The 21,880-nt window shown below is 74.0% G+C and carries 21 protein-coding genes; 8 read left to right on the top strand and 13 right to left on the bottom strand.

The window, feature by feature from the left end:
* Positions 1-54: 54 nt before the first annotated feature.
* The 3 genes from WMF26_RS49345 to WMF26_RS49355 all read right to left on the bottom strand — a co-directional run bounded on the left by WMF26_RS49345 (position 55) and on the right by WMF26_RS49355 (position 3,761).
* Positions 55-1,149: a hypothetical protein gene (locus WMF26_RS49345; protein WP_061621235.1), complete on the bottom strand. Its 1,095-nt coding sequence runs from the start codon at positions 1,147-1,149 to the stop codon at positions 55-57.
* 321 nt (positions 1,150-1,470) lie between these two features.
* Positions 1,471-2,529, bottom strand: a complete 1,059-nt coding sequence (locus WMF26_RS49350; protein WP_437998370.1) for a tetratricopeptide repeat protein — start codon at positions 2,527-2,529, stop codon at positions 1,471-1,473.
* Entirely contained in the window at positions 2,526-3,761 is a 1,236-nt protein-coding gene (locus tag WMF26_RS49355) for a hypothetical protein (protein WP_437998371.1), read from the bottom strand. Before WMF26_RS49355 ends, WMF26_RS49350 begins: the two co-directional genes overlap by 4 nt.
* A 195-nt stretch (positions 3,762-3,956) precedes the next feature.
* Here WMF26_RS49355 and WMF26_RS49360 point away from each other — a divergent pair, with 195 nt between their 5' ends.
* The gene (locus WMF26_RS49360; RefSeq protein ID WP_020741980.1) at positions 3,957-4,625 is read left to right on the top strand and encodes a hypothetical protein; all 669 of its coding nucleotides are present in this window, start codon (positions 3,957-3,959) and stop codon (positions 4,623-4,625) included.
* Between the two features lie 104 nt (positions 4,626-4,729).
* Here WMF26_RS49360 and WMF26_RS49365 read toward each other — a convergent pair whose 3' ends face one another.
* From WMF26_RS49365 to WMF26_RS49380, 4 genes are all read right to left on the bottom strand, one after another.
* Positions 4,730-5,665, bottom strand: a complete 936-nt coding sequence (locus WMF26_RS49365; RefSeq protein ID WP_437998372.1) for a DUF4142 domain-containing protein — start codon at positions 5,663-5,665, stop codon at positions 4,730-4,732.
* A gap of 443 nt (positions 5,666-6,108) precedes the next feature.
* Complete coding sequence (locus WMF26_RS49370) at positions 6,109-6,924, bottom strand: class I SAM-dependent methyltransferase (protein ID WP_437998373.1); 816 nt, start codon at positions 6,922-6,924, stop codon at positions 6,109-6,111.
* A gap of 199 nt (positions 6,925-7,123) precedes the next feature.
* Positions 7,124-7,861 (bottom strand): type 1 glutamine amidotransferase domain-containing protein, encoded by a 738-nt coding sequence (locus tag WMF26_RS49375; protein ID WP_437998374.1) that lies wholly within the window; start codon positions 7,859-7,861, stop codon positions 7,124-7,126.
* 250 nt (positions 7,862-8,111) lie between these two features.
* Positions 8,112-9,110, bottom strand: coding sequence for an SDR family oxidoreductase (locus WMF26_RS49380; protein ID WP_437998375.1), 999 nt, complete (start codon positions 9,108-9,110; stop codon positions 8,112-8,114).
* A gap of 620 nt (positions 9,111-9,730) precedes the next feature.
* On the opposite strand from WMF26_RS49380, the gene WMF26_RS49385 reads away from it, so the two are divergent.
* From WMF26_RS49385 to WMF26_RS49400, 4 genes are all read left to right on the top strand, one after another.
* A complete protein-coding gene (locus WMF26_RS49385; protein ID WP_437998376.1) occupies positions 9,731-10,090 on the top strand; it encodes a hypothetical protein in 360 nt (119 codons plus the stop codon).
* A gap of 740 nt (positions 10,091-10,830) precedes the next feature.
* Positions 10,831-11,061, top strand: a complete 231-nt coding sequence (locus tag WMF26_RS49390; protein WP_437998377.1) for a hypothetical protein — start codon at positions 10,831-10,833, stop codon at positions 11,059-11,061.
* Between the two features lie 94 nt (positions 11,062-11,155).
* Positions 11,156-11,317 carry a hypothetical protein gene (locus tag WMF26_RS49395; protein WP_437998378.1) on the top strand — a complete coding sequence of 54 codons (162 nt, stop codon included), beginning with the start codon at positions 11,156-11,158 and terminating at the stop codon, positions 11,315-11,317.
* Positions 11,314-11,739 carry a hypothetical protein gene (locus WMF26_RS49400; RefSeq protein WP_437334900.1) on the top strand — a complete coding sequence of 142 codons (426 nt, stop codon included), beginning with the start codon at positions 11,314-11,316 and terminating at the stop codon, positions 11,737-11,739. The genes WMF26_RS49395 and WMF26_RS49400 overlap by 4 nt, the downstream gene beginning before the upstream one ends.
* Positions 11,740-11,781: 42 nt before the next feature.
* On the opposite strand, the gene WMF26_RS49405 is transcribed toward WMF26_RS49400, so the two are convergent.
* Together WMF26_RS49405 and WMF26_RS49410 are read right to left on the bottom strand one after the other, a co-directional pair.
* Positions 11,782-13,065 (bottom strand): adenylosuccinate synthase, encoded by a 1,284-nt coding sequence (locus WMF26_RS49405; RefSeq protein WP_061624336.1) that lies wholly within the window; start codon positions 13,063-13,065, stop codon positions 11,782-11,784.
* A gap of 112 nt (positions 13,066-13,177) precedes the next feature.
* Complete coding sequence (locus WMF26_RS49410; protein WP_437998379.1) at positions 13,178-14,485, bottom strand: ATP phosphoribosyltransferase regulatory subunit; 1,308 nt, start codon at positions 14,483-14,485, stop codon at positions 13,178-13,180.
* A 282-nt stretch (positions 14,486-14,767) separates the two neighbouring features.
* Between WMF26_RS49410 and WMF26_RS49415 the strand changes: the two genes are divergently transcribed.
* Entirely contained in the window at positions 14,768-15,487 is a 720-nt protein-coding gene (locus tag WMF26_RS49415; RefSeq protein WP_061624338.1) for an RNA polymerase sigma factor, read from the top strand.
* A 102-nt stretch (positions 15,488-15,589) separates the two neighbouring features.
* Here WMF26_RS49415 and WMF26_RS49420 read toward each other — a convergent pair whose 3' ends face one another.
* Positions 15,590-16,285 (bottom strand): HAD family hydrolase, encoded by a 696-nt coding sequence (locus tag WMF26_RS49420; RefSeq protein ID WP_437998380.1) that lies wholly within the window; start codon positions 16,283-16,285, stop codon positions 15,590-15,592.
* A gap of 148 nt (positions 16,286-16,433) precedes the next feature.
* On the bottom strand, positions 16,434-17,333 hold the full coding sequence (locus WMF26_RS49425) for an Rpn family recombination-promoting nuclease/putative transposase (protein ID WP_437998381.1): 900 nt from the start codon (positions 17,331-17,333) through the stop codon (positions 16,434-16,436).
* Positions 17,334-17,461: 128 nt separating this feature from the next.
* On the opposite strand from WMF26_RS49425, the gene WMF26_RS49430 reads away from it, so the two are divergent.
* Both WMF26_RS49430 and WMF26_RS49435 read left to right on the top strand, forming a co-directional pair.
* A complete protein-coding gene (locus WMF26_RS49430) occupies positions 17,462-18,547 on the top strand; it encodes a hypothetical protein (protein ID WP_437998382.1) in 1,086 nt (361 codons plus the stop codon).
* A gap of 82 nt (positions 18,548-18,629) precedes the next feature.
* Positions 18,630-19,868, top strand: a complete 1,239-nt coding sequence (locus WMF26_RS49435) for a phosphatase domain-containing protein (protein WP_437998383.1) — start codon at positions 18,630-18,632, stop codon at positions 19,866-19,868.
* A 72-nt stretch (positions 19,869-19,940) separates the two neighbouring features.
* Here WMF26_RS49435 and WMF26_RS49440 read toward each other — a convergent pair whose 3' ends face one another.
* Positions 19,941-20,558 carry a hypothetical protein gene (locus WMF26_RS49440; protein WP_437998384.1) on the bottom strand — a complete coding sequence of 206 codons (618 nt, stop codon included), beginning with the start codon at positions 20,556-20,558 and terminating at the stop codon, positions 19,941-19,943.
* A gap of 68 nt (positions 20,559-20,626) precedes the next feature.
* Positions 20,627-21,799: an aminotransferase class V-fold PLP-dependent enzyme gene (locus WMF26_RS49445; RefSeq protein WP_437998385.1), complete on the bottom strand. Its 1,173-nt coding sequence runs from the start codon at positions 21,797-21,799 to the stop codon at positions 20,627-20,629.
* Positions 21,800-21,880: the final 81 nt, after the last annotated feature.

A 21,880-nucleotide genomic window follows, 5' to 3' on the forward strand; every position in this document is an offset into this window, starting at 1 on the left:
CGAGGCGGGCGTCGCCGCCGAGGCGCGCGCCGCCGGAGGCGCGCGACGCGGGCGCTACGCCGGCCGCAAGATCTGCCGCACCGAGTCCACGTCCGCGACCCGGTGCAGCACCGGCTGGAGGCCGGCGCCCGGGGCCTCGCCGAAGGCGCCGCTCGCCGCGACGGCGCGGGCGCGGGGGCCGTCGAGCACGAGGAACACGTCGCGGAGGCCGCCGGCGCCCGGCGCGTCGATCACGTCGACGATGCGCGAGCGATCGAGGTGCAGCTCCTCGTCGCCCCGCTGGATGAGCACGCGCCGGTCGGTGATGAGGTACCGCGTCCGCGCCGCGAGCCGCGCGGGGCGCACGACCGACACGTAGAGCATCGCCGCGCCCGCGGCGACGAGCAGCACGATCGTGAGCGAGAGCGAGGCGACGAGCGCCACGAACGACACGCTCTCCGGATCCATGCCCGCCGCGGTCACGATGCGGATGCTGCGCACGGCGTGCACCGCCGTGACCACGGCGAAGCCGCCGAGGAGCACGCCGAGCAGCACCGAGCCGACCCCGCGCAGGCCGTTCGGGAGCCACTTGTGCCAGCCGTCGGCCGGGTGCGCCGACCAGAGCACCCGCTCGCCCTCGTCGAGGCGCTGCGAGAGCAGCCGGTGGCCGTCGCCCGCGGGCGCCGAAGGGACGACGCCCCGCAGGATCGCCCAGACGCGATCCGGGGCCACGACGCCGCAGAGCACGATCGACAGCCGCCGCCGGAGGGCGCCCGTGGGCACCGCCCTCACGAGCTCGAGGTCGCCCACGCCGGGGTGCTTCGGGTGCCAGTGGATGCGCGCGTAGCTGATCGACCGCCGCTCGATGGAGCGCCGGAGCTTCCCGCGCTGCACCACGATGTGCCGGTCGGTGAGCAGGTACTCGAGCTCCGACCGCCACCAGCGCGGCAGGTAGCTGAACGCCACCGCGAGGCTCGCCATCCAGGCCGCGAAGGCGAGCAGCTGGGTCGGCGACGCGCCGAGCGCCTTGCTCACGACGATGGCGGACGCCGTGCTGATCGCGGAGGTCACGCCGCAGACCACCGCGCCCACGACGTACAGGAGCGGCGTCGCGACGACCTTGGGGCGTCCGGACCAGAGCACGGGCTCATTGAACACCGAGTCGCGCATCTCGACGGATCTCCGTTCGGGGTGAGCTGGCCGGCGCCGCCCCCGCGCGCGAGGGCGACCACGCTAAGGTGAACCCGCCGGGCGGGGTCGTAAAGGGGCGTCCTCGCATCCCGCCGCGGCGCGACGCGCGTCCGCTGCGGCGCGATCGATGCGCGACCGGATGCGGCGTGCAGGAACTCCCGGAAGCACCTGCGGGAGCGGCCGGAAGCGCGGCGCGATCGCGACCGGAGCGCGGCGCGCGGCCCGGCCGAGCGCCGCCCGTCAGCGCCGCTGCGGCGCCGCGGGCGCGGGTCAGCGCCGCAGCGGCGCCGCGGGCGCGGGTCAGCGCCGCAGCGGCGCCGCGGGCCCGGGCTTGCGCAGGCGCTTCATCGTCTGCTCCCGCTCCCGATCGCACTGCGCGCGCCGCGCCTTGGCCAGCGCCACCCAGTGGTCGTTTCCGGGGGCGCGCGCGATGTACGACTCCCACGCAGCCACGGCCTGCAGGTAGGCCTCCGCGCGCGCGGCGCCGAGCTCGGCGCTCCGCGCCGCGGCCCAGTGGCCGAGCGCGGCGTACCAGGCGTCGTCGTACGGGGGCACGTAGAACCAGCCGGCGCCGTTGATCTGCTGATCGTTCCGGTCGTAGGTCCTCGCGAGCCGGATGTGCTCGATGGCGCCCTCCAGGTCGCCCGACCGGTCGAGCGCCACGGCGAGCCCCCAGAGCGTGGTCACGCCGTAGCGGAACATGTCGAGCGACCCGAGCGTCGAGAGCGCCGCGCGGTAGCCCTCGACCGCGGCGGTGATGTCGCCGAGCGCCATGTGCGCCTCGGCCTGGTTGGCCAGCAAGAGCGCCCGCGACGCGGCGTGCGGCTCGAGCGCGAGCGCCTCGTCGTACGCCTTGATCTCCTCCGTGTACCTGCCGAGCCGCGCATAGCAGACCGCGAGCGCGTGCCACGCGTCGGCCCGGGAGGGCGCCGGCGGGTTGGCGCGCAAGAGCCCCTCGAGCGTCGCGACCGCGCCCTCCACGTCGCCGAGGTGCTCCAGGATGTCGGCGTAGCGCAGCCGCACCGACGGTTCGCGCGAGGCCGGCGCGCCGGCGCGCTCGTACAGGGTGCGCGCCTCGCGCAGCCAGAGCGGGCCGATCTCGTCGACCCGCTCGAGGAGCGGCGAGCGCCGGAGCCGGTCGTACCGGGCGAGGAGCGCGTCGGCCTGGGCGATGAGCGCCGCGCGCTCGTCGGCCGCCGGATCCAGCGCGCGGGACCAGACGGTCGGCGCCGCGCGGAGGGGCGCCGCCGCGAGCGCGAGCGCGAGGAGCGCCGCGAGGCCGGGCAGGAGCGGCGGCCGGGGCGAGCGAGCCCGCCCGGGCGAGCGAGGCGGCCGAGGCAGGCGCGGCTCCTGGCTCATCGCGCGCCCCCTGCGCCCGGCGCGGGCGCCGCGCCGCGCTCCTGCGGGGCGCGCCCCGCCGCTCCCGTCGCCGCGGCGCGCGCGGGCCGCTGACCCCCGCCGCCGCCTCTCCGGAGCGCGTCGAGGCGCGCGCGCGCCGCCGCGGCCCACGGCCCCTGGCCGCCGGCGCCCGCCAGGTACGCCTCCCAGCGCGCGATCGCCGCCGCCGTCATGGTCCGCTCCAGCGCGAGCGCCTCGAGGGCGAGCCTGTCCTCCGGGACCGCGAGGTAGTCGAGGGTGCGCAGGCGCGCCGCCGCGCTGGCGAGATCGTCGGCGGCGTGCTCGCGGGCGGCGGCGCCGGCGTGCTGGTCGGCCGCCCGCGCCGCCGCCTCGGCGCGGTGGTCGGCCGCGCGGGCGCGTGCGGCCTCCGCGCGGGCGCGCGCCGCTGCCTGGGCGCGGGGGTCGCCCCCGGCGCCCGCGTCGGCCGCCTCGCCGTCGAGCGCGGCGTCGGCCTGGGCCTTGTCGCCGGCGCGGTCCAGCGCGAGCGCGAGCGACAGCGTGACGTCGCGGGCGAGCTGCGTCTGCGCGCGCTGGCGCGCCTCGCGCAGGTAGGCGATCGCCTCGTCGAGGTCGCCGCGGGCGCCCTGCGCGGCCGCGCCGGAGGGCGGCTTCGCGGCCGCGCCGGCGGCGGCCATCGACAGGTGCGCCGCCTCGAGCAGCACGAGCGCGCGCTGATCGGCGGTGCCGAGCAGGTCGATGCGCGGGACGAGCGCGCGGTAGATCGCGATCGCCTCGTCGCGCTTGCCGGTGCGGGCGAGCGACCGGGCGAGATCGTGCATCGTGTGCGGGTCCTCGACGCTGCGCGGATCGATGCCCCGCGCGCGATCGAAGGCGCGCCCCGCGTCCTCGGGGGAGCCGAGGGCGAGGGCGGCACGGGCGAGCAGGACCTGCGGCGCGGCGTGCCCCGGGAGGAGCTCGTCGGCGAGGCGCGCCGCCTCGCGCGCCGCCTCCGGGTTGCTGCCGAGCTGCGCCTGGCCGCGCGCGAGCAGGTCGCAGTAGCGCGGGAGCTCCGGCGCGCGCGCGCGCTCCCAGACCGTGGGCCCCCGCGCGATGGCCCGGCTGGACCGCGCCGAGCACTCGGGCGGCCGCCCCGCCGCGGCCGCCGCGGCGACGAGCTCGCCGCCCGCCTGGCCGGCGTGGGCGGTGAGCGGGAGGGCGAGCAGGGCCGTAAGCAACAGCGGGCCGGGGTGCACGGCCGGAGTGTACCAGCGAGGCGCCCCGGAGGCCCACGCCGGGCCGGCGGCGGCGGGCTGCGATCCGGTTGATCGGGCGGGCGATGGTCCGTTATGGTGCCCGAGGTGACAGCGCCGACGGGGGGCGTTCGCGGGTCGTGCATCGCTGGACTCCGCAGCCTTGGAGCCTCGTGAGGCCAGAGGAGGATCGACATCATGGGCGAGGTGATTCGCAAGGATGCGCCGGCGGACGACATCATCGGTGACGTGCGCGCGACGCTCCAGAGCGCTTCTGCGAAGGGGGGGTCCCTCCGGGAGCTCGCCGAGCAGCGGCTCGTGCCCGTGCTGACGCTCTTCGACGGGGTCGAGGCCCAGCGCAACGCCGCGCGGTCGGAGGCGGAGCCGCTGCTCGCCAAGGTGGAGGCCGAGTCCGCGCGCGCCGACGACGCGCTCGGCAAGGTCGCCGACGACGTCTGGAACGCCGTGGGCCGCCCCTCGGCGGATCCTGCGCTGTCGATCCTGTTCCCCGGCGGCGCGGCGTATTTCGCCGACTACGAGGACGGCGACATCACGGGGCAGCCGGATCGGCTGGAGGTGCTGGCGCAGCTGCTCGGCTCGGGGATCCACCCCAAGCTCAGCCTGGACAAGGCGCAGGCGGCGGCGGCCGAGGTGAAATCGGCGGCCGCGGCGCTGCGCTCGACGGTCGAGGCGACCCGGCTCCCGCTCGAGCGGCTGAGCGTGCTCGACCGCATCCGCGCCGCGGTGGCGAAGAGCGCGCACATCGAGCTCGTGCACCTGAAGCGCCTCTACAAGGCCGCCGGCTTCACCGAGGCGGAGATCCACGGCGTCATCCCGGATCGCGGCCGCGCGCGGCGCCGGCTGTAGGGCGCCGCGCCCGTCTCGTCGACGGATCGGCGGCTCGGTCGGCGCCGCAGCTCGTCAGACGGCGTCCGGCGCGGGCGAGCGCGGCGCCGGCGCCCTACGCCGGCTCACGGGCGATGGCCGGGGGAAGGGGGATACGGGCTGGGCGTGCCCGAGCCGAGCGACGTGCTGCGCCCGTAGCCGCCGTACGGCGGGTAGGCCGGCATGTAAGGCCCGTTGGGGCCGTAGTAGACGGGGCCGTAGTACGGGGCGTCGTTGCCGTAGTATGGGGCGCCGTTGCCGTAGTACGGGGCGCCGTTGCCGTAGTACGGGGCGCCGTTGCCGTAGTACGGGGCGCCGTTGCCGTAATACGGGGCGCCGTTGCCGTAGTATGGGGCGCCGTTGCCGTAGTACGGCGCGCGCGGCGGATTGCCGTTCTCCGGGACGTACGGTGTGCCGATGAGCGAGGTGAGCGACGTGGCGAACGAGAGGTGCCGCGACGTGGCCTCCCGGATATCGGGGATGAGGTGAGAGATCCCCGGGTGCAGCTCGGGTCCGACGACGACGAGCTGCTCCTTGAGATGGGCCAGGAACTCCTGGTGCCGGACGATCTGGAGGTTGACGTACGTCCAGTCGAAGCTGCGTCCGCTGAGCCCTTCGAGCGTCTGTTGATCCGAGGCGCCCTGCTCGATCAGCGCCCGGCTGACCTCGTTGTCGTCCGGCGTCACGCCGGTCTGCGCGAGCGCGGCCCGGAGCTGCTGGTTCGCGGCGGTGTGGTGATTGAGCAGCTCCTGGGCGAGCTCGATGACGTACGGGTCCGTCGCGCGGGTCCGGGCGGTCTGCGCCTCGGCGATCTGGACCGTATCGAAGGCGTCGATCACCGAGGCGAGCTCCGGGATCGAGAGCGTGAAGGCCAGCGATGCGGATTCGACCGCCTCTTCCGCGCTGTCCTGGTCCGCCGCTGCGAGGTCGTCGTCTCCCGCAGCGACGGAGCAGGCGCTGGTCCCCGCGAGCGCCAGGGTTGCGATCCATGCAAAACGAAGAGAGTCGATTCGAAACTTCATACTTCCCCCCATGTCAATGACGGAAGCGGCGCCGGCGCCGGAGCGCTTGGCGGTGATGCCTGGCCCGCCCCGTCACGTATCTTGAACTGCTCTGGGGATATGCAAGCGCGAGATCGTCAAATCGATGATGCTCACGAGCGCACAGGATCGGTTGAATCGTCGGCGTCGCGCGACGGACCGGCGCGCGGGTGCCACCTCTCGCTGTGGCTGAACGGACGAGGGCGCTGCCAGGGCGGCGGCGCCCGCGTGGTCATGGGAGGTCGAAAGGGGCAGGGGAGCGGCGCTGTCGGGGGATCGGCGAGGTGCCATGTCCAGCCGCGGCGGAGGCGGCGGGACGGACATCGATGCTTTCCTGGAGGAGGCCCGCGCGCGGGCGGCGTGCTCCCGGCAAGCCGTGCGTGAACGGCGCGTGAACGGCGCGCGAACGGCGCGCGAACGGCGCGTCAGTCCGCGGCCTTGGCCGGTTTGCGGGCCACGACGCCGACGGTGCCGTAGTAGATGCCCCACGCCGCGGGGTCGGCCGCGAACCTGGCGTATCCGGCGAGATCTTCCGCGCTGATCCGCCCGGTCGCGAGGTACTTGTCCTGGAGCTGGGTGGCGGAGAGGCTCATGATCTCGGACAGCGGGTGGCCACCTGGGCACAGCGGCACCTCGTTCTCGACGGCCTCGATGGCGAGCCCTCGCGACGCGAGGATCGCGGGCAGGCGCAGGCCCAGCCCCGGGTCCTTGCCTTCGGCCTGGAACATCGCGAGGATCGACTGATTCACCCGATCGAAGGCCTCGATATCCGGGCCGGACGCGCCCCTGGCCGCGGTGAAGTCCGGCTCCTCGAGCACGAGGCGCCCGCCGGGCTTCAGCGCCGCGAGCATGGCGTCGAGGAGATCCTGGAAATGGGCGTTGTGGATGAGCACGTAGCGGGCGTGCACCAGATCGAAGCGCGCCGCGTGAAAGTCGAGCTGGCGGATGTCGCCTTCGATGATCCGGACGCCCGGCAGCTGAGAAGCATCCATGAACCCGACATCGAGGTCGACCGCGACCACCTCGCCTTCCTGGCCGACGCGCTCTGCCATCCAGGAGGCGATGGACCCGGCGCCGGCTCCCACCTCGAGGCAGCTCCAGCCGGGACCCATCCCGGACGCCTTGAGCAGGCGCCAGCTGGCGGGGTCGAAGAACCCCTCGATCCGCCGCAGGCGCTCCAGCTCTCGCGCGCGCTCCGAACCCGCAAACGTGTAGCTGTCCTCGGCCATAGCGATGGACATAATAGTCCATTCCGCCGAGGAAGAAGCGAACTTCTCCTCGCCCGGCCCTCCGCCGATTCGTGGAGTGACCTACACGGGGAGCTGTTCGGCCCAGGCTGGACAGCCGCGCTCGTCGCGGCGATATGTCCAGGCGTGAGCCTCCCCGCGGACGCCGCAGGAGGTGGTGGGCCCGCCGACCCGTACGTCCGCCTCGCTCACGTCACGCGAGCGCCCGGCGCAGCGCGAGCACCGCCAGCCCGCCCACCCCGAGCGTGGCCGCGGTGCTCAGGAACTTCCTTGCCGTGGAGGGCGGCGGCAGGAACGCCGTGGCGCTGAGCGCCGCGAGCGGGGGCGACGTGCGCGCCGGCGCCGACTCGGCGGCCAGCGGCGACGCCGCGGCGTGGATCGGCGCGGTCTCGGCGAACAGATCGAGCATCTCGCGCACGAAGGCGGGCAGATCCTGCGGCCCGCGGCTCGACAGCCAGTTGCCGTCGCGCACCGCCTCCTCGTCGCGCCAGACGCCGCCCGCGTGCACGATGTCGTCGCGGATGCCGGGCCAGGACGCGAGCTGCCGCCCGCTCACGAGCTCCGCCGACGCGAGCACCCAGGGGCCGTGGCAGATCGTCGCGATCGGCTTGCGGAGGTCGTCGAACGCGCGCACGAACCGGCGCGCCTCCTCGCTCTGGCGCAGGAGATCCGGGTTGATGAACCCCCCCGGCAGGAGCAACCCGTCGTACTCGGCCGGATCCGCCTCGCCGATCGTCCGGTCCACGCGCACCCGCGCGCCGGGCTCGTGGAGGTTCATCCCGCGGATCTTGCCGTGACGGAGCGAGATGACGTCCACCGTCGCGCCCGCGGCGCGGAGCGCCTTCATCGGCACGGTCAGCTCGATCTGCTCGAACCCGTCCGCGACGAGCGCCGCGATTCGCTTCCCTGCGAGCTTCTTTCGTTCCTTCATGCTGCCCTCAACGGTTGTCGGGTGGATTCCATGGCAACGGGCGCGCCAGGACGTGCCTGTTCCTGCTGCCCTGTTGGTCGTCCGGAGACATGTCCCCTCCCACGCACCTAGAGCCGGCGCCCCGCTCCGCAACCGAGGCCAGCGCAGATCCCGTGGGGGCCGCGAGCCCAGCTGCCCGTGTCGCCGCGGCCGACGATGGGGGTGTGTCGTTTTGCGACAGGCGGACCATGGCGCAGGGCGGGGCGCGCCGTCACCTCGACGGGAGCAGCCTCGGGCGGAGCCACAGCAGGCCCAGCACGGCGGGCGCGAGGGCGGAGAGGCCGACGACCACGGCGCGCAGGAGCCGCTTCTTGCCGCGCGGCTTCCATCCGCCGCTCACGGCGGTCCCTTCCGGCAGCGGGGTGAACAGGTTGCCGTTCGTCGCGTAGGCGGTGCGGTCGTGCTTCAGGTGCAGCCGGTCGACGCCCCGCGCGAGCAGGCGCTCGGCGAGCCCCGGCGCGACGAGCGACAGCAAGGACAGCTGCCGGGCCGCGCTGCCCACGAACACCTCGCGCCGCGGCCTCCGCGCCAGACGAACGATGGCGCGCGCCACGCGCTCTGGCGGGTACACCGGCGGCATGGCCTTCGGTGTGCGCCCCGTGTAGTTGCCCGCGTGCTGGAAGAACGGCGTGTCGATGGTCGCGGGCAGCACGGTGGAGACGTGGATGTCGCGGGCCCGGAGCACCTGGAGCTCCTGCCTCAGGCTCTGGGACAGGCCGCGGATCGCGTGCTTCGAGGCGACGTAGGCGCTGACGTAAGGCTCCGAGAGCTTCGACACCATCGAGCCGACGTTGATGAGGACGCCGCTGCCCTGCCGCCGGAACTGGGCCAGGGCGGCGCGGGCGCCGTGGATGTAGCCGAACAGGTTGGTCTCGATGACGCGCCGGTAGGGCTCGGAGGGCGTCTGTTCGAACAGGCCGAAGAGCGTCACCGCCGCGTTGTTGACCCACACGTCGATCCGGCCGAAGGCCTCGGTGGTGCGCCGCGCGATCTCCAGGACGGCGGCCTCGTTCGTCACGTCGGCGAGCACGACGAGCGCCTTGCCGCCGGCTTGCTCGCACTCGGCGGCGAGGTCGCGCAGCGGCTGCTCCCGCCTGGCAGCGAGCGCCACCGCGGCCCCGCGCCTGGCGAACTCCAGCGCTGTCGCGCGGCCGATGCCGCTCGATGCGCCCGTGATCACGACGATCGTATTCCGGAACTTGTCGCGCATGCCTCACCCCCTCTTCTGCGCCACGCCGCGCGGCACGTACGCCCACGCCGCGTCGCGAGCGGCCGCGCGCGGGCGCGGCGTGCTCCGCGGTCACAGGTGGTCCTGGCCCCATGCAAGCGCCGGGCGCGCCGCGTCGAGCCGTGAGGGTGCTTGTGCCGCGCGAGCACCGACGCGCCCGCCTGCGCGGTCGCGTGCCGTCGAGCGCGCCCGCGAGCGCCGGCCGGCGTGAGGAGGCCAGTCTGCGTCCGAGCGCGCAGCGGTGCTCGATCGGGCGCGGCCCGATGCGCCGTTCCGGCGGCGTCTCGATCCCGGCGGCTGGATACGGCTCCAGCATGTCGAGGGTGGGACGCTACGCCGCAGGACCCTCGGGGGCCTCGTGCGCACGGACGCGTCCGCATCGCCGGCGGCTCGGCACGGGCCGCGAACGCAGACGACCTGGGGGACACATCATGCGAAGCATGTTTCTGGTAGTGGTGGCCGCGGTGCCGCTCATGGCTTGCGGGGGCAGCCAGGGTCGCGGACAACAGACCTCGCCGGGGACCGGGCACACCGGCGGAGAGACCCCCGGCGGTACCGAGGGAATGGGAGCTCCCGGCACGGAGACGACGCCTGGAGGGGAGATGGGAGCTCCGGGAGGAGGCGCCCATGGCGGGGCAGGCACGCAGGGCGGCACGCATGAGTGGGGCAGCGGCACTGGGACGCCGGGCGGGACGACGGGCGGAACCGGCGGGACGCCGGGCGGAACCGGCGGGACGCCGGGCGGAACCGGCGGGACGACCGGCGGCTCGGGCACCCACGGGGGCGGCTCTTTTGCGCCGCCGAGCGGCGGGACCGGCACGCCGGGCGGCAGCGGCACCCACGGCGGCAGCGGCACCCAGGGAGGCAGCGGCACCCAGGGAGGCGGCACCCGCACACCGGGCAGCGGCACCCAGGGAGGCAGCGGCACCCAGGGCGGTACGCGCACGCCGGGCGGCGGATGACCTCGGTGAGCCGGCGCGCCCGCTAGCCCGCACTCCGCCGCACCTGTCGCGGACCGAGACGCCATAGCGCGCTGCTATGCGAACGTGCTCGCTCCGCACGAGGGTCGCGCCGCGATCGCGCCGGCCGATATCGCGTCCGCGGGCACGCCCTTCTCCATCCTCGACCAGAGTAGTGGTCAAATTTGAACATGAAGGCGGGAATACAACCTTGATGATCTTCCCGCCTTCCCGCCTTCATGTGGACTCTCTCTGGGCAAAGTTGACCACTACCGGCCGCTCGGTCAGGATGCTTTCATATCGCGGGGCATCCTGAGAGCACACGCAAGCTGCGCTGCCCTCCATGTTCGGCCCCGAGCTTGGCTGTCGACGACGGATGGCTCTTCGTGCGCGCGGTGGCACGCTGGCACGCTGACACGCTGGCACCGCTGGCACGTGCGTCCGTGGACTCTCACCGTGACACGGTAATCGGCTGAGCGCCGGCGCGGAACGGATGGCGATCAAGCGCGTCGATGCCGGGCGAGCAAGGTTACGCAGGCTGGTACGTGGGTTGCTCGGGTGCGTGCGCTGGGTGCTCGTAGGTCGCTCGTGCGCCCGTCGCACGTCGATGCGGCGAAGCGCGGCTGACCACGCGAGCGTGGAGCGCAAAGCGAGGCCGGCGCGTGCCTTTCTCGTTCCTGCTTGTAACGCACGCGCTCCGAACAGAGGACGATTGGGCTGCTGGTGACGGCGAGGAAATTCGTATGGTTCGTATCCGGAAGCTCGTGGGTCTCTCTGGGTCGGCCGTGCTTTGCGCGGCGCTCCCGTCGTTCGCGGCCGATATCAAGGACGACGCTGGGGTCGACTGCGCGGCAGCGCATAGCAACAAACCATACAGCCTGCTGCACAGCGACTTCCACTTCTTCTCGTGTCTCCTACCCCAGAACAGCCGCATCGATTCGTATCGGGTCGTCGAGAACGACCAGATGGGCTGAGGTGCGGTCATGCGCGCGGGTGCGGTGGTACTTGCAGCGGCGCTCTCGGGCGTCGCGGTCCTGGGCGGCCTGGCTCTCGTGAGCGGAGGTCCCGGTGGAAGAGCTCTTCCACGCGGTTCCGCGGGACCGCATCGGCGGGGCCGCCGTGCGGCGCGTCGGCGAGCCGCTGGGCAACCGCGTCGTCGCCTACTTCGTCCCCAAGGGTCACGACCTGCCCGTGACCGAACAGCTCGGCACATCGGTGGCAAGCGCATGAGCCCTGGATCGCGTTCTCTCCCTCTCGGCCGAGCTGCCGCGCGCGCCCTGCTCGTCGCGGCCGTCATCGCGGCGCTGTGGGCTTATTTCTTCATGTGGAGGACGGTGAGCATCCGCAGCCACGCGGCGGACAAGACGCTCGTCGTATGGCTAGAGATGGATGGCTCCGCGTCCAGGCAGCTGGTGCTCGACGCTGGCGCGCGCGGCTCCACGTTCGTCTGGGGGCGCCCGTCGCGCGATACGTCGCTCGGCGTGTTCGCGCTGCAGAGCAGCGGCTCGGGCCCGATCGGCTCCTGCGGTCATCAGGGCCGATGGTCACCAGCGTCGGACTACATCGTCATCGTGACAGAGCCGGAGGAAGGGGAGCTGATCGCGTGGTGCGAGCGCGCCTCCACGCTGGACGCGGTGCTCTCCGTCTGGTGAGAGGCCGAGAGCCCGCGCCGTCGGGGAGCCGCCCGCTCCCCCTCACGCGAACGCGTTGCGCCGCACGATGGTCGCGTCGCGGTCCGCGCCGACCGACACCACGTCGACCGGCACCCCCGTCTCCTTCTCGACAAGCTCCACGTACTGCCGCGCCGCCGCCGGCAGCTCGGTCATCGAGCGGGCCGCGTCGATCGGCTCGCTCCACTCGGCCACCGGCTCGAGCACCGGCTTCGCCGTCGCGATCTCGTCGATCGGGAACTCCCGCGTCCGCCCCGACGGCGTGTCGTAGGCGACGCACACCTTGAGCTCCGGCATGCCCGTCAGCACGTCGAGCTTCGTCAGCGCGATCCCGTCGAGGCCGTTCACGCGCGCCGCGTAGCGCAGCGCCGGCAGGTCGAGCCAGCCGGTCCGCCGCGGGCGCCCGGTCACCGAGCCGTACTCCCCGCCGACCGACCGCAGCCGCTCGCCCAGCGGGCCGCCGAGCTCGGTCGGGAACGGACCCTCGCCCACGCGCGTGCAGTACGCCTTCGCCAGGCCGAGCACCCGGCGGATGCGCGTCGGGCCGACCCCGGCGCCCACGCACGCGCCGCCCGCGATCGCCGACGACGACGTGACGAACGGGAACGTGCCGTGGTCGATGTCGAGCAGCGTCCCCTGCGCCCCCTCCAGCAGCACGCGCTCGCCGCGGCGGAGCGCCCCGTCGATGAGCTGCGACGTGTCCGCGAGCAGCGGCGTGATGCGCTTCGCCAGCGGGGTGAGCTCCTCGATGATCGCGTCGAGCGACGGCGGCTCGCCGCCGAGCGCGCGCAACGTCGGCGTCCACGCCTCGAGCGACCGCGAGACCAGCTGCGCCAGCCGCTTCATGTCGCGCAGGTCGCCGAGCCGCGCCCCGCGCCGGGACGCCTTGTCCTCGTAGCACGGGCCGATGCCGCGCTTCGTCGTCCCGAGCCGCGTCCCGTCCGCCGCCGCCGCCTCGCGGAGCGAGTCGACGAGCGGGTGGTACGGCAGGATCAGGTGCGCGCGATCCGACACGAACAGCCGCCCCTGCGTCGAGCAGCCCCGCGCCTCGACCGCGTCGATCTCGGAGACGAGCACCCCCGGGTCGACCACCATGCCCTGCGCCATCACGCACCGGGCGTTCGCGCGGAGAATTCCGCTCGGGATGAGCCGTACGATCAGCTTCTCCCCGCCCACCACCAGCGTGTGTCCGGCGTTGGGCCCGCCGGCGTAGCGCACCACGAGGTCGGCGCTCTCCGTATAAAGGTCGACGACTTTACCCTTGCCCTCGTCGCCCCACTGCGCGCCGACGATCACGATCGCGGTCATTCCGAAGCTCCTCCCGAATCACCTGGCCCGTCCTCGGCCCGCTCGTCCCTCCGAGCGGCTCCGTCCGGGTCCACGTCCGCCTTTACCCCAGGCTCGCGTGCCGAGCGAGCGTCTACTTGCCGCCCGGACCCGGCCCCCTCGTCTTCAGCACGATCGCCTGGGCCGCCGCGGCGTCGTCCAGGCCCGCCGGGACGACGCCCGCCTCGGACCCCGGGCCGCCGGCCGCCCCGCCGCCGCCGGCCGCCGCCTCGACCACGAGCGCCCCGTCCCGCTCGCGCACCAGGTGCGAGAACCGCCAGGACTGCGCGTACCCCTCCGGATCCTGGTCCGGCGCGTGCGTCACGACCGGGACGCCGAGCCCCCGCAGCGCCGCCGCGAGCGGCTCGGCGCGCTCCGCCCGCATCGCGAGGAGCACCCGCAGCGCCGGCTCGTCCGCGGCGCCGGCGACGTCGCGCGCCCACGCCACCGCGTCGAGGTTCAGGCCGAAGCCGACGGCCGGCATCGGCAGCCCGAACCGCGAGAGCAGCATGTCGTAGCGCCCGCCCGCCGCGATCGGCTCCCCCGGGCCGTCGGCGAGCACGTGGAAAATCGCGCCTGTGTAGTAGGCGAGGCCGCGGAGCTCGCCGAGGTCGACGCGGAGCGCCGGGCCGAGCTCCGGGCTCTTCCGCGCCGCGTCCCAGAGCGCGCGCAGCTCGGCGAGCGGCGCCTCGGCGGGCGTGCCGGCGAGGAGGCGGCCGGCGCGCTCGAAGACCAGGGCGCCGTCCGGGTCGGCCTCGCCGCCGCCCGCGAGGTCCGGGAGCGCGGCGATGGCGGCGACGATGCGGCGCGGGACGTCGGTCGCCCGCGGGCTGGCGAGCACGGCGGCGAGGCGCGACGCGTCCTTCAGCTCGAGCACCTCGGAGAGCTCGGCCGCGAGCCCCGCCGGGACCGCGTCGAGCAGCGCGCGCGCGATCATCGCGTGGCCGAGGTCCACCACGACGTGCTCGAGGCCGGCCTCCCGCACCGCGGAGGCGGCGAGGCGGAGGATCTCCAGGTCGCCGCCGAGCGCGCCGACGCCGTACAGCTCGACGCCGGCCTGCGGGATCTGCCGGTGGCGCCGGGCGCGGCCCTGGCGCCGCCGCAGGACGGTGCCCTCGTAGCAGAGGCGGATCGGGCGGGGCGCGTCGGCGAGCCGCGTGGCCACGAGCCGGGCGATCTGCGGGGTCATGTCCGGGCGCAGCGCGGCGACCTCGCCCGACTCGGGCTCGATGAAGCGCAGCACGTCCGCGGCGTCGAGGGTGCCGAGGCCGCGCTCGAGCACCTCGGCGAACTCGAACGCGGGCAGCGCGACCGGCTCGTAGCCGTGCAGGACGAAGTGATCGAGCACGCGCTTCGCGAGCGCGCGGCGGCGCCGCGCCTCCTCCGGGAGGAGATCGCGCATGCCGGCGGGCAGCGGGTGCGCAAGCGCGCGGGGCGGCGCGGATACGGACGGCGCTGGCCGGTCCATTTCGGGCGTCGGAGCGTGGCGGTCTTCCCCTCGGGGGGCATCCCATCGCGGAGCGTCGCTGGACATGGTGGCCCCGCTTATACCGGCTGAGCACGCGGTGCGCACGCGGCGCGCACGTCCGTTGAGCTTGCCGTGGCAAGCGGTTTGCTCATCGGAGCGCACCACCGGGCCCGTGGGCCGGAAGCGCACGCGGCGCCCTCGACGGAGAGATGGCTCATGGCTCTGACCGCCGTTCCGACCGATGTTCCGAGCGCCACCACGAGGCCCGAGACTCCTCTGGCGCCGTGCGGTCTCACCCCGCCGGGCGCGGTCGGTCCGCGCCCGGCGCCGCGGGCCGCGAGCGCGGGCCCGCTGGCCGAGGTGATCGGCAGGGCGAAGGAGGGGGACCGGGAGTCGCTCGACGAGCTCACGCGGCTCATCCGTCCGCACGTGGAGCGGCAGCTCGCGCGCTACCCGGTGTCGGACGAGGATCGGCTCGATCTCGTGCAGTCGACGCTGCTGCAGGTGGTGCGGACGATCCGCTCGTTTCGCGGCGACTCGAGCTTCACGACGTGGCTGTTCCGGGTGACGGCGAACGAGGCGCTCATGCTGATGCGGTCGCAGCGGCGGCAGCGCGCGCGCATCGTCGAGGGGCTCGATTTCGAGGAGCTCGGCCTGCTCCCGACGATGCGCAGCACCATCGGCGAGGACGACGCCGCGTCGGCGGCGGAGCGCGAGGCGTACGTCCGCGAGGCGCTCTGCGAGCTGCCGGAGGACTACCGTGACGTGGTGCTGGCGCACTACCACGAGGATCTCGGCCTGCAGGAGATCGCGCAGAAGCTCGCGGTGAGCGAGAGCGCCGTGCGATCGCGGCTCCACCGCGCGCGCGTGCGGCTGCGCGCGATCCTCAACGCGACCGCGTTCGGCCGGGAGATCGCCGAGGGCGTCGCGGCCTGAGGGGCGGCGCGGACGGGATGGCCGCGCGGGCGGAAAGGCCGTGCGGGCGGAAAGACCGCGTTCGGCGGGAAGGCCGCGCGGGCGGATAGGCCGCGTGCGGCGCTAGCGCAGGACGGAGATCCGGGCGGTCGCGTCGCGCCAGCGGCGGAGGACGTCCCAGAGCTCGTCCAGCGTGCGGAGGATCACATCGGGGTGGGCGCTGAGCAGCTCCTGCTCCGAGGCGAAGCCGCCGAGGACGGCGATCGACCGCGCGCCTGCGCGGCGCGCGCACTCGATGTCCTGGGGGCCGTCGCCGACCATCACCATCCGGCGCGGCTGGATGCCGAGCAGCTCCGCGAGGTGGAGCAGCGGCGCGGGCGACGGCTTCTTGTCGGCGACGTCGCCGCCGGCGACCACGGCGTGGAAGCGCGCGCCGACGCCGAGCGCGGCGAGCACCGCGTCGGTGGTCGAGCGCGGCTTGTTGGTGCAGACGCAGAGCGAGAGATCGCCGACGTCCGAGAGCTTCTCGATGATGTCCTGCGCGCCCGGCATCCAGCGCGTGAAATCGAGCGGGTGCCGCTCGTAGTAGGCGAGGAAGTGCCGGAGGACCTCATCGGCGTCGTCGGACGACTCGGGGAGCCTGGCCGCCCGCGCGCACAGCGCGCGGGCGCCGTCGCCCACGTACCGGACGATCACCTGCCCCGGCAGCGGGGCGCGCCCCGTCGCCTCGAGCGCATGGTTCACCGCCGCCACGATGTCGCCTCGGCTGTCGATCAGCGTGCCGTCGAGATCGAACACGACCGCTGTAGGAGCCATCATCGCCCCGGAGCCTACGCCGGCGCCCTCGCTGGCGGAAGGTGTGGCGAGCACCGAGGTCACAGCTCCCGGGGGTGAAATGTGGCGGGACGATTCGAGCGCAGCTGCCGCGCTACGGCTGAGCTCGCGGGGGGCCGCACGGTTCCGACGCTCAGGGGTCCCAGCCCTGGCGCGCCTTGATCCGGGCGAGCAGCGCCGAGAGCCCCGCCGCGTCGAGCGCCGCCATCTCCTGCCGCCGCGCCTCGGTCAGCGCGATCCCCAGCACCTCGCAGAGGGCCTCGACGCCCTGCCGGAGTCCCTCCTCCTGTCCCTCCCTCCGGCCTTCCGTCCGCGCCAGCGAGAGGGCCCCTCGCTCGTCCTGGAGCGCCATGCCCGCGCGGAGGTAGGCCTCCCACTCCTCCTCGGTGAAGCCGGCGGTCCTCGCGGCCTCGAGCGCGTCGACATAGGGCGGCTGCGCGAGCACCTCGGGGACCATGGTCAGGTTCTCCGCCTCGCGGAAGAAGTAGGCCCACCTCTCGACGACCGTCTGCGGCGGTCGGCTCACGTCGTACTTGGGCAGCTCGAGGAACACGAACTGGAGCTGCCCGAGCCCCCGCTCGCCGCCGTGCTGTTCCTGCATGCGCCATCGGCTCAGCATCGGAACGCGGCGGCCCTCGCCGCCCGGCCAGAGCTCGAAGTCGCAGATCGTGATCCCGATGATGTCGTTGAGCTCGGGGTAGAGCTGGCCCCGGCCGAGCTGGCCGACATAGGCCTTCGCGACGTTGTACACCACGCGCTTCTCGAAGCCCTCCACGTTGAGCACCTGCATCTCGACCACGTACGTGACCCCGCGCGCGTCGCGGCATTTCACGTCGACGATCGAGTGCTTGAGCTCGGCGACCGCGGGGCGCTGATCCGGGGCGAGCAGCTCGACCGACACGATGCGGTGCGGCCCGTCCAGCTCGAGCAGCCCGTTCAGGAGCGCGACGATCAGGTCCTTCTGCTCCTCGCTGCCGAACAGCCTCTTGAACACGAAGTCGGTCTTGGGATCGGCGAAGACGGGTCGCGCCATCGGGCACCTCGGGCCGGCCGCGCCGCGGGGCACGCCGGCGGCGAAGGATACCGCGTCCTCCCGGGTCCGGAAGCAGGTCGCGCGGGCCTTGGGCCGGCGCCACCTCAGGGCGTAGACTGACAGGCACCATGGACGGTGCGGCACGCCTGCTCGCGTGGTTCCACGAGGCCCTCGCGCGCCACCAGCCGGACGACGCGGTCTCGTTCATGGAGGCGCAGGCGCGCTTCACCTCGGTGCTGCAGGGCCTGATCGCGGTGGAGCGAGGCGGCGGGATGCTGTTCGGGATGGTCCTCGCCGGCGAGCACGTCGACGCGCTCGTGCGCGCGGCGCTCCCGGCGCTCGGGGAGACGGCGCAGGCCTTCCGCGCGCACTTCGAGCGGCGCTACGGCGAGCGCGGCCGCAAGGAGGTCGCCCGCATCGCCGCCGACCTCCGCTACGCGCCGTTCCTCGACCGCGGCCCCCTCCGCCCCGACCCGGCCGTCGACGAGGCGCTCGCGCAGCTCATCGACGCTTGCCTCGACCCGCGCCGCGCCGCGCCCGGCGCGGGCGGGCGGGACGCGGCGCCCGCGGACGACCGGCTGGAGGACACCCTCCGCAGCGCCCTGGTGCGGGGCAGCTTCGCCTCCTCCGCGCCGCGCGCCGGCTGGTCCGTCGCGGTGAAGACCCCCTCTCCGGAGCGCCGGCGCGAGGTGGCCGAGGTCGAGGCGCAGCGCGGGGCGCTTCACCCGCAGATCGAGGCGCTCTATGCCTCCATCGACGGCCTTGCCCTCCTCGACGCGGGCGGCGCGCCCTCCCGGGTGCCGTGGCCCGCGGCGCTCCCGCCGGCGGCGATCGTCGTCCTGTCGCCGCTCGCGCAGGGGACCGTCCTCCGCAAATCGACCTCGCCGAGCAGGATGGGAGCGATGGAGCTCCTCACGCTCGCCCGGCTGCCGGGGCACATCGTGCACACGGAGTCCGACCGCGGCGTCGAGATCGAGCTCACGGTGGCCATGTACCTCGCGGTTCGCGCGGGGACCGCGGAGATCTACCTGACCGCCGGCGACTACGCTTCTCCGGCGCACTTGCTCGCGCCCGATCTCGTGAGCTTCCTGCGCGCGCTCCGCGGCGCGGGGCCGCGCCTCGACGGCGTCCTCGTGGCCCTCTCGGAGGTGCTCGGCGGCGGCGCGTCGGCCCTCGCGGAGGTGCTCCGCGGCCGCGCGCCGGCCGGCGGCTGAGCCCCGGCGGCGCGCCCTCGCGGCGCCGCGGGATCTCCGGCCGGACAGGGCGCCGGCAGATCCCTTATCCTGCCGGGGCGCCATGACGATCGACGCCACCCCCGACGCGTCCATCCCGTCGGTGCTGCCGAAGCTCGACGAGATCCGGCGGCGCATGGCCTCGCACACCGACCGGCGGGACGAGCGGCGGATCCTCGAGATCCTCGCCGGAGCGACCGCCGCCGAGCTCGACGAGCTGCTCGTCCTGCTCGACCTGCCCGCGCTGCTCGGCGACCTCGACGATCGCCTCCTCGGCCCCGACAACCGCACCGCGCTGCTCGAGCTCTTGACCGCCGAGCGCCTCGGCGACCTCGGCGTCCCGGCGCGCGCCGCGCTCGCCTCGGCGCTGCAGCGCGGACGCACGGGCCGCCGCGACGAGCAGGCGCTGCGCCGCCTCTGGCTCGGCACGCGCGGCGCCGACGTCACGCGGCTCAAGAACGCGCTCGACGGCCGGGGCCGCTACCACGACCTCCACCAGCTTTTTTATCACGACATCGACGACGACGGCCTGCGCGAGGAGCTCCTCGCGCACATCGCGGCCGAGGCCGTCCCGACGGGCGAGGTGAAGATCCTCTCCGACATCGACGACACCTTCTATGCGAACTGGAAGGACGCGCGGTATCCGAAGAAGACCGTCTATCCCGGCGTGCTCCAGTTCTACGCGGAGCTCGACCGCGGGCCGGGCCCGGAGCCCGGGCGGGCCGGCGACCTGACCTTCGTCACGGCCCGCCCCGGCGACCGCCTCGGCCTCGTCGAGGACGCGACGCTGAGGGCGCTCGCCGCGCGCGGCCAGCTCGCCGCGACCGTGCTCGCGGGCTCGTTCACGCGCCTCATCGGCAATCGCGCGATCGCGGAGAAGAAGCTCGAGAACTTCCTGGAATACCGGCGGCTGTACCCCGAATACGGCTTCGTCTTCGTCGGCGACAGCGGGCAGGGCGACATCCATTTCGGTCAGCGGATGCTCGAGCTCGCGCCGGAGTCGGTCCAGGCGATCTTCATCCACGACGTCGTCGCGACGCCCGAGCGCGCGCGGCAGGAGCTCGCGGTCTCGGGCGTGCACCTGTTCGACACGTACCTCGGCGCGGCCGCCGTGGCGCTCGAGCGCGCCCTCCTCGGCCCGGAGGGCGCGGCGCGCGTGGCCGAGGCCGCGCTCGAGGCGTTCGCGGCGATCCCGTTCCCGTCGCACGACGGCCGCGAGCCGCGCCGCCTCGAGATGGCGCGCGACCTCGCGCGGCTCAACGAGCTCCTGCCGCCGTCGCTGCGGATAGCGACGAGCCTGTGAGCCGCGCTCCGAGGGATTCGAGCTCGACGCGAGGAGGCAAGACGGCGACGTCGTCCTCCTCGAGGTGAACGATCAGGGGATGTTGAAAAACTCCTGACAGCAGCCCTTCTTCACCCCGCACGGGTCGGGCGGGGCTTCTTGACAGGTCCCGACCTCCACGCTGTTGACGAGGCAGACGCACGTCATCGTGCCGCCGGCGGCCGCGTCGCACCGCATCTCGTGCCGCTTGCCCAGGCACGTGGCCTCGCACGAGCACGTCGTCACGCCGTCCTCGCCGCCTCCGCCGGAGCACAGCTCGCCGCCGGCGCATCCGTGCGTCTCCATGCACGTCTCCAGCGCGACCATCTGCTCCTGGCACGAGGGGGGCACATCGCGCGGACACGTGGAAGCGTAGGGCAGGGCGCACGTGAAGAGCACGGCGGCCTTGTCCTCGCACAAGCCGCCGGCGTCCTCGATCCGGTCGTCGCAGAAGTCCTCGCAGTCCGACTCCTGAGGTTCGCAGCCGCTCGCATTGCGAGCGTTGCAGAAGTTCATGCACGCTTGCTTGGCATCCAGGCCGTCCGATCCGCCCGAGCCGGCGCCACCCGACCCCACAGGCTCCTTGTCGTCATCGGCAGAGCCGCACGCTGCGAGCAGGCCCATCGCGCCCACGCACAGCGTCATCCCAAGGTCATTCAGAAGGTTTCGCATCGCGCGATGCTAGCGGGGGCCGCGCGCGCGGAGAACGACGAGCAACAAGCGGACGCCGCGCCTCCCCCTCAGGCCGCGCCGACCGCGGCGACGAAGCGATCCACCTCGGATTCGTCGTTGTAGTAATGGACCGAGGCGCGCACCAGATCGGGAATCCCGCGCGCCTCGAAGTCGAGCAGCGTCCCCGCCGCGGTCGACACGCTGACGTGGATCGCCCGGGCGCCGAGCCGCGCCTTGACGGCCGCGGCGTCCTCGCCGTCCCGGGTGAAGGTCACGATGCCGCAGCGCTGCTCCCCGAGATCGCGCACGGCGACCCCGGGGAGCTCGGCCAGCCGCGCGCGCAGGCGCTCGGCCAGCGCGCAGACCCGGTCGCGGATCGCCGGCAGGCCCAGCCGGAGCGCGTACTCGGCCGCCGCGCCGAGCCCGAGCCGCCCGGCGACGTAGCTCTCCCAGTTCTCGAAGCGCCGGGCGTCCGGCCGCAGCTCGTAGCGGCCCGGCGCGGTCCAGGTGGCCGCGTGCAGGTCGAGGAACGGGGGCTCCAGCCGGTCGAGCAGCGCGCGCCTTACGTAGAGGAAGCCGGTGCCGCGCGGCCCGCGCAGGTACTTGCGACCGGTCGCCGACAGGAAGTCGCAGCCGATCGCCTCGACGTCGATCGGCAGCTGCCCCACCGACTGGCAGGCGTCGAGCAGGAAGGGCACGCCCGCCGACCTGGCCCGGCGGCCGATCGCCTCCGCCGGGTTGACCAGCCCGCCGTTCGTGGGCACGTGGGTGATCGCGATCAGCTTCACCCGCTCGTCGAGCAGGCGATCGAGCGCGGACAGCGAGACCGCGCCGCGCTCGTCGCTCGGGATCGGGACGATCTCCGCGCCGGTGCGCCGCGCGACCTGCAAGAACGCGATGTAGTTCGAGGCGTACTCGGCCCGCGCGGTCAGGATGCGATCGCCCGGGCTGAAGCGGAGCGAGTAGAACGCCATGTCCCAGGCGCGCGTCGCGTTCTCGACAAGCGCGATCTCGTCCGGCGCCGCGCCGATGAGCCGCGCGACCGACCCGTACACCGCCGCGAGCCGCTCGCCCGCCTCCGCCTCGGCCTCGTAGCCGCCGATGGCCGCCTCGCGCCGCAGGTGCTCGACCACCGTGTCGACCACCGCGGCCGGGGGCAGCGACGACCCCGCGTTGTTGAAGTGCAGGACGCTGGCGCAGGCCGGGGTGTCGCGGCGCAGCGCGGCGATATCCATCGTCATGACGTCATCTCCTCGCCAGGCCGACACGCTGCCGGCAGGGCAGCACCACGTCAATCGCAGAGGCCGCCCCTGGGCGCGGGC

Origin of the sequence: Sorangium sp. So ce185 (assembly GCF_051526825.1) — a bacterium.
Classification (GTDB): Bacteria; Myxococcota_A; Polyangia; order Polyangiales; family Polyangiaceae; genus Sorangium; species Sorangium cellulosum_D.

Bases quoted from the DNA above. Each gene is read 5' to 3' on its own strand.
- WMF26_RS49345 (WP_061621235.1), bottom strand. From the start codon at position 1,149: ATGCGCGACTCGGTGTTCAATGAGCCCGTGCTCTGGTCCGGACGCCCC.
- WMF26_RS49350 (WP_437998370.1), bottom strand. From the start codon at position 2,529: ATGAGCCAGGAGCCGCGCCTGCCTCGGCCGCCTCGCTCGCCCGGGCGG.
- WMF26_RS49360 (WP_020741980.1), top strand. From the start codon at position 3,957: ATGGGCGAGGTGATTCGCAAGGATGCGCCGGCGGACGACATCATCGGT.
- WMF26_RS49365 (WP_437998372.1), bottom strand. From the start codon at position 5,665: ATGAAGTTTCGAATCGACTCTCTTCGTTTTGCATGGATCGCAACCCTG.
- WMF26_RS49370 (WP_437998373.1), bottom strand. From the start codon at position 6,924: ATGTCCATCGCTATGGCCGAGGACAGCTACACGTTTGCGGGTTCGGAG.
- WMF26_RS49375 (WP_437998374.1), bottom strand. From the start codon at position 7,861: ATGAAGGAACGAAAGAAGCTCGCAGGGAAGCGAATCGCGGCGCTCGTC.
- WMF26_RS49380 (WP_437998375.1), bottom strand. From the start codon at position 9,110: ATGCGCGACAAGTTCCGGAATACGATCGTCGTGATCACGGGCGCATCG.
- WMF26_RS49385 (WP_437998376.1), top strand. From the start codon at position 9,731: ATGGGAGCTCCGGGAGGAGGCGCCCATGGCGGGGCAGGCACGCAGGGC.
- WMF26_RS49390 (WP_437998377.1), top strand. From the start codon at position 10,831: ATGGTTCGTATCCGGAAGCTCGTGGGTCTCTCTGGGTCGGCCGTGCTT.
- WMF26_RS49400 (WP_437334900.1), top strand. From the start codon at position 11,314: ATGAGCCCTGGATCGCGTTCTCTCCCTCTCGGCCGAGCTGCCGCGCGC.
- WMF26_RS49405 (WP_061624336.1), bottom strand. From the start codon at position 13,065: ATGACCGCGATCGTGATCGTCGGCGCGCAGTGGGGCGACGAGGGCAAG.
- WMF26_RS49410 (WP_437998379.1), bottom strand. From the start codon at position 14,485: ATGCGCGATCTCCTCCCGGAGGAGGCGCGGCGCCGCCGCGCGCTCGCG.
- WMF26_RS49415 (WP_061624338.1), top strand. From the start codon at position 14,768: ATGGCTCTGACCGCCGTTCCGACCGATGTTCCGAGCGCCACCACGAGG.
- WMF26_RS49420 (WP_437998380.1), bottom strand. From the start codon at position 16,285: ATGATGGCTCCTACAGCGGTCGTGTTCGATCTCGACGGCACGCTGATC.
- WMF26_RS49425 (WP_437998381.1), bottom strand. From the start codon at position 17,333: ATGGCGCGACCCGTCTTCGCCGATCCCAAGACCGACTTCGTGTTCAAG.
- WMF26_RS49430 (WP_437998382.1), top strand. From the start codon at position 17,462: ATGGACGGTGCGGCACGCCTGCTCGCGTGGTTCCACGAGGCCCTCGCG.
- WMF26_RS49435 (WP_437998383.1), top strand. From the start codon at position 18,630: ATGACGATCGACGCCACCCCCGACGCGTCCATCCCGTCGGTGCTGCCG.
- WMF26_RS49440 (WP_437998384.1), bottom strand. From the start codon at position 20,558: ATGCGAAACCTTCTGAATGACCTTGGGATGACGCTGTGCGTGGGCGCG.
- WMF26_RS49445 (WP_437998385.1), bottom strand. From the start codon at position 21,799: ATGACGATGGATATCGCCGCGCTGCGCCGCGACACCCCGGCCTGCGCC.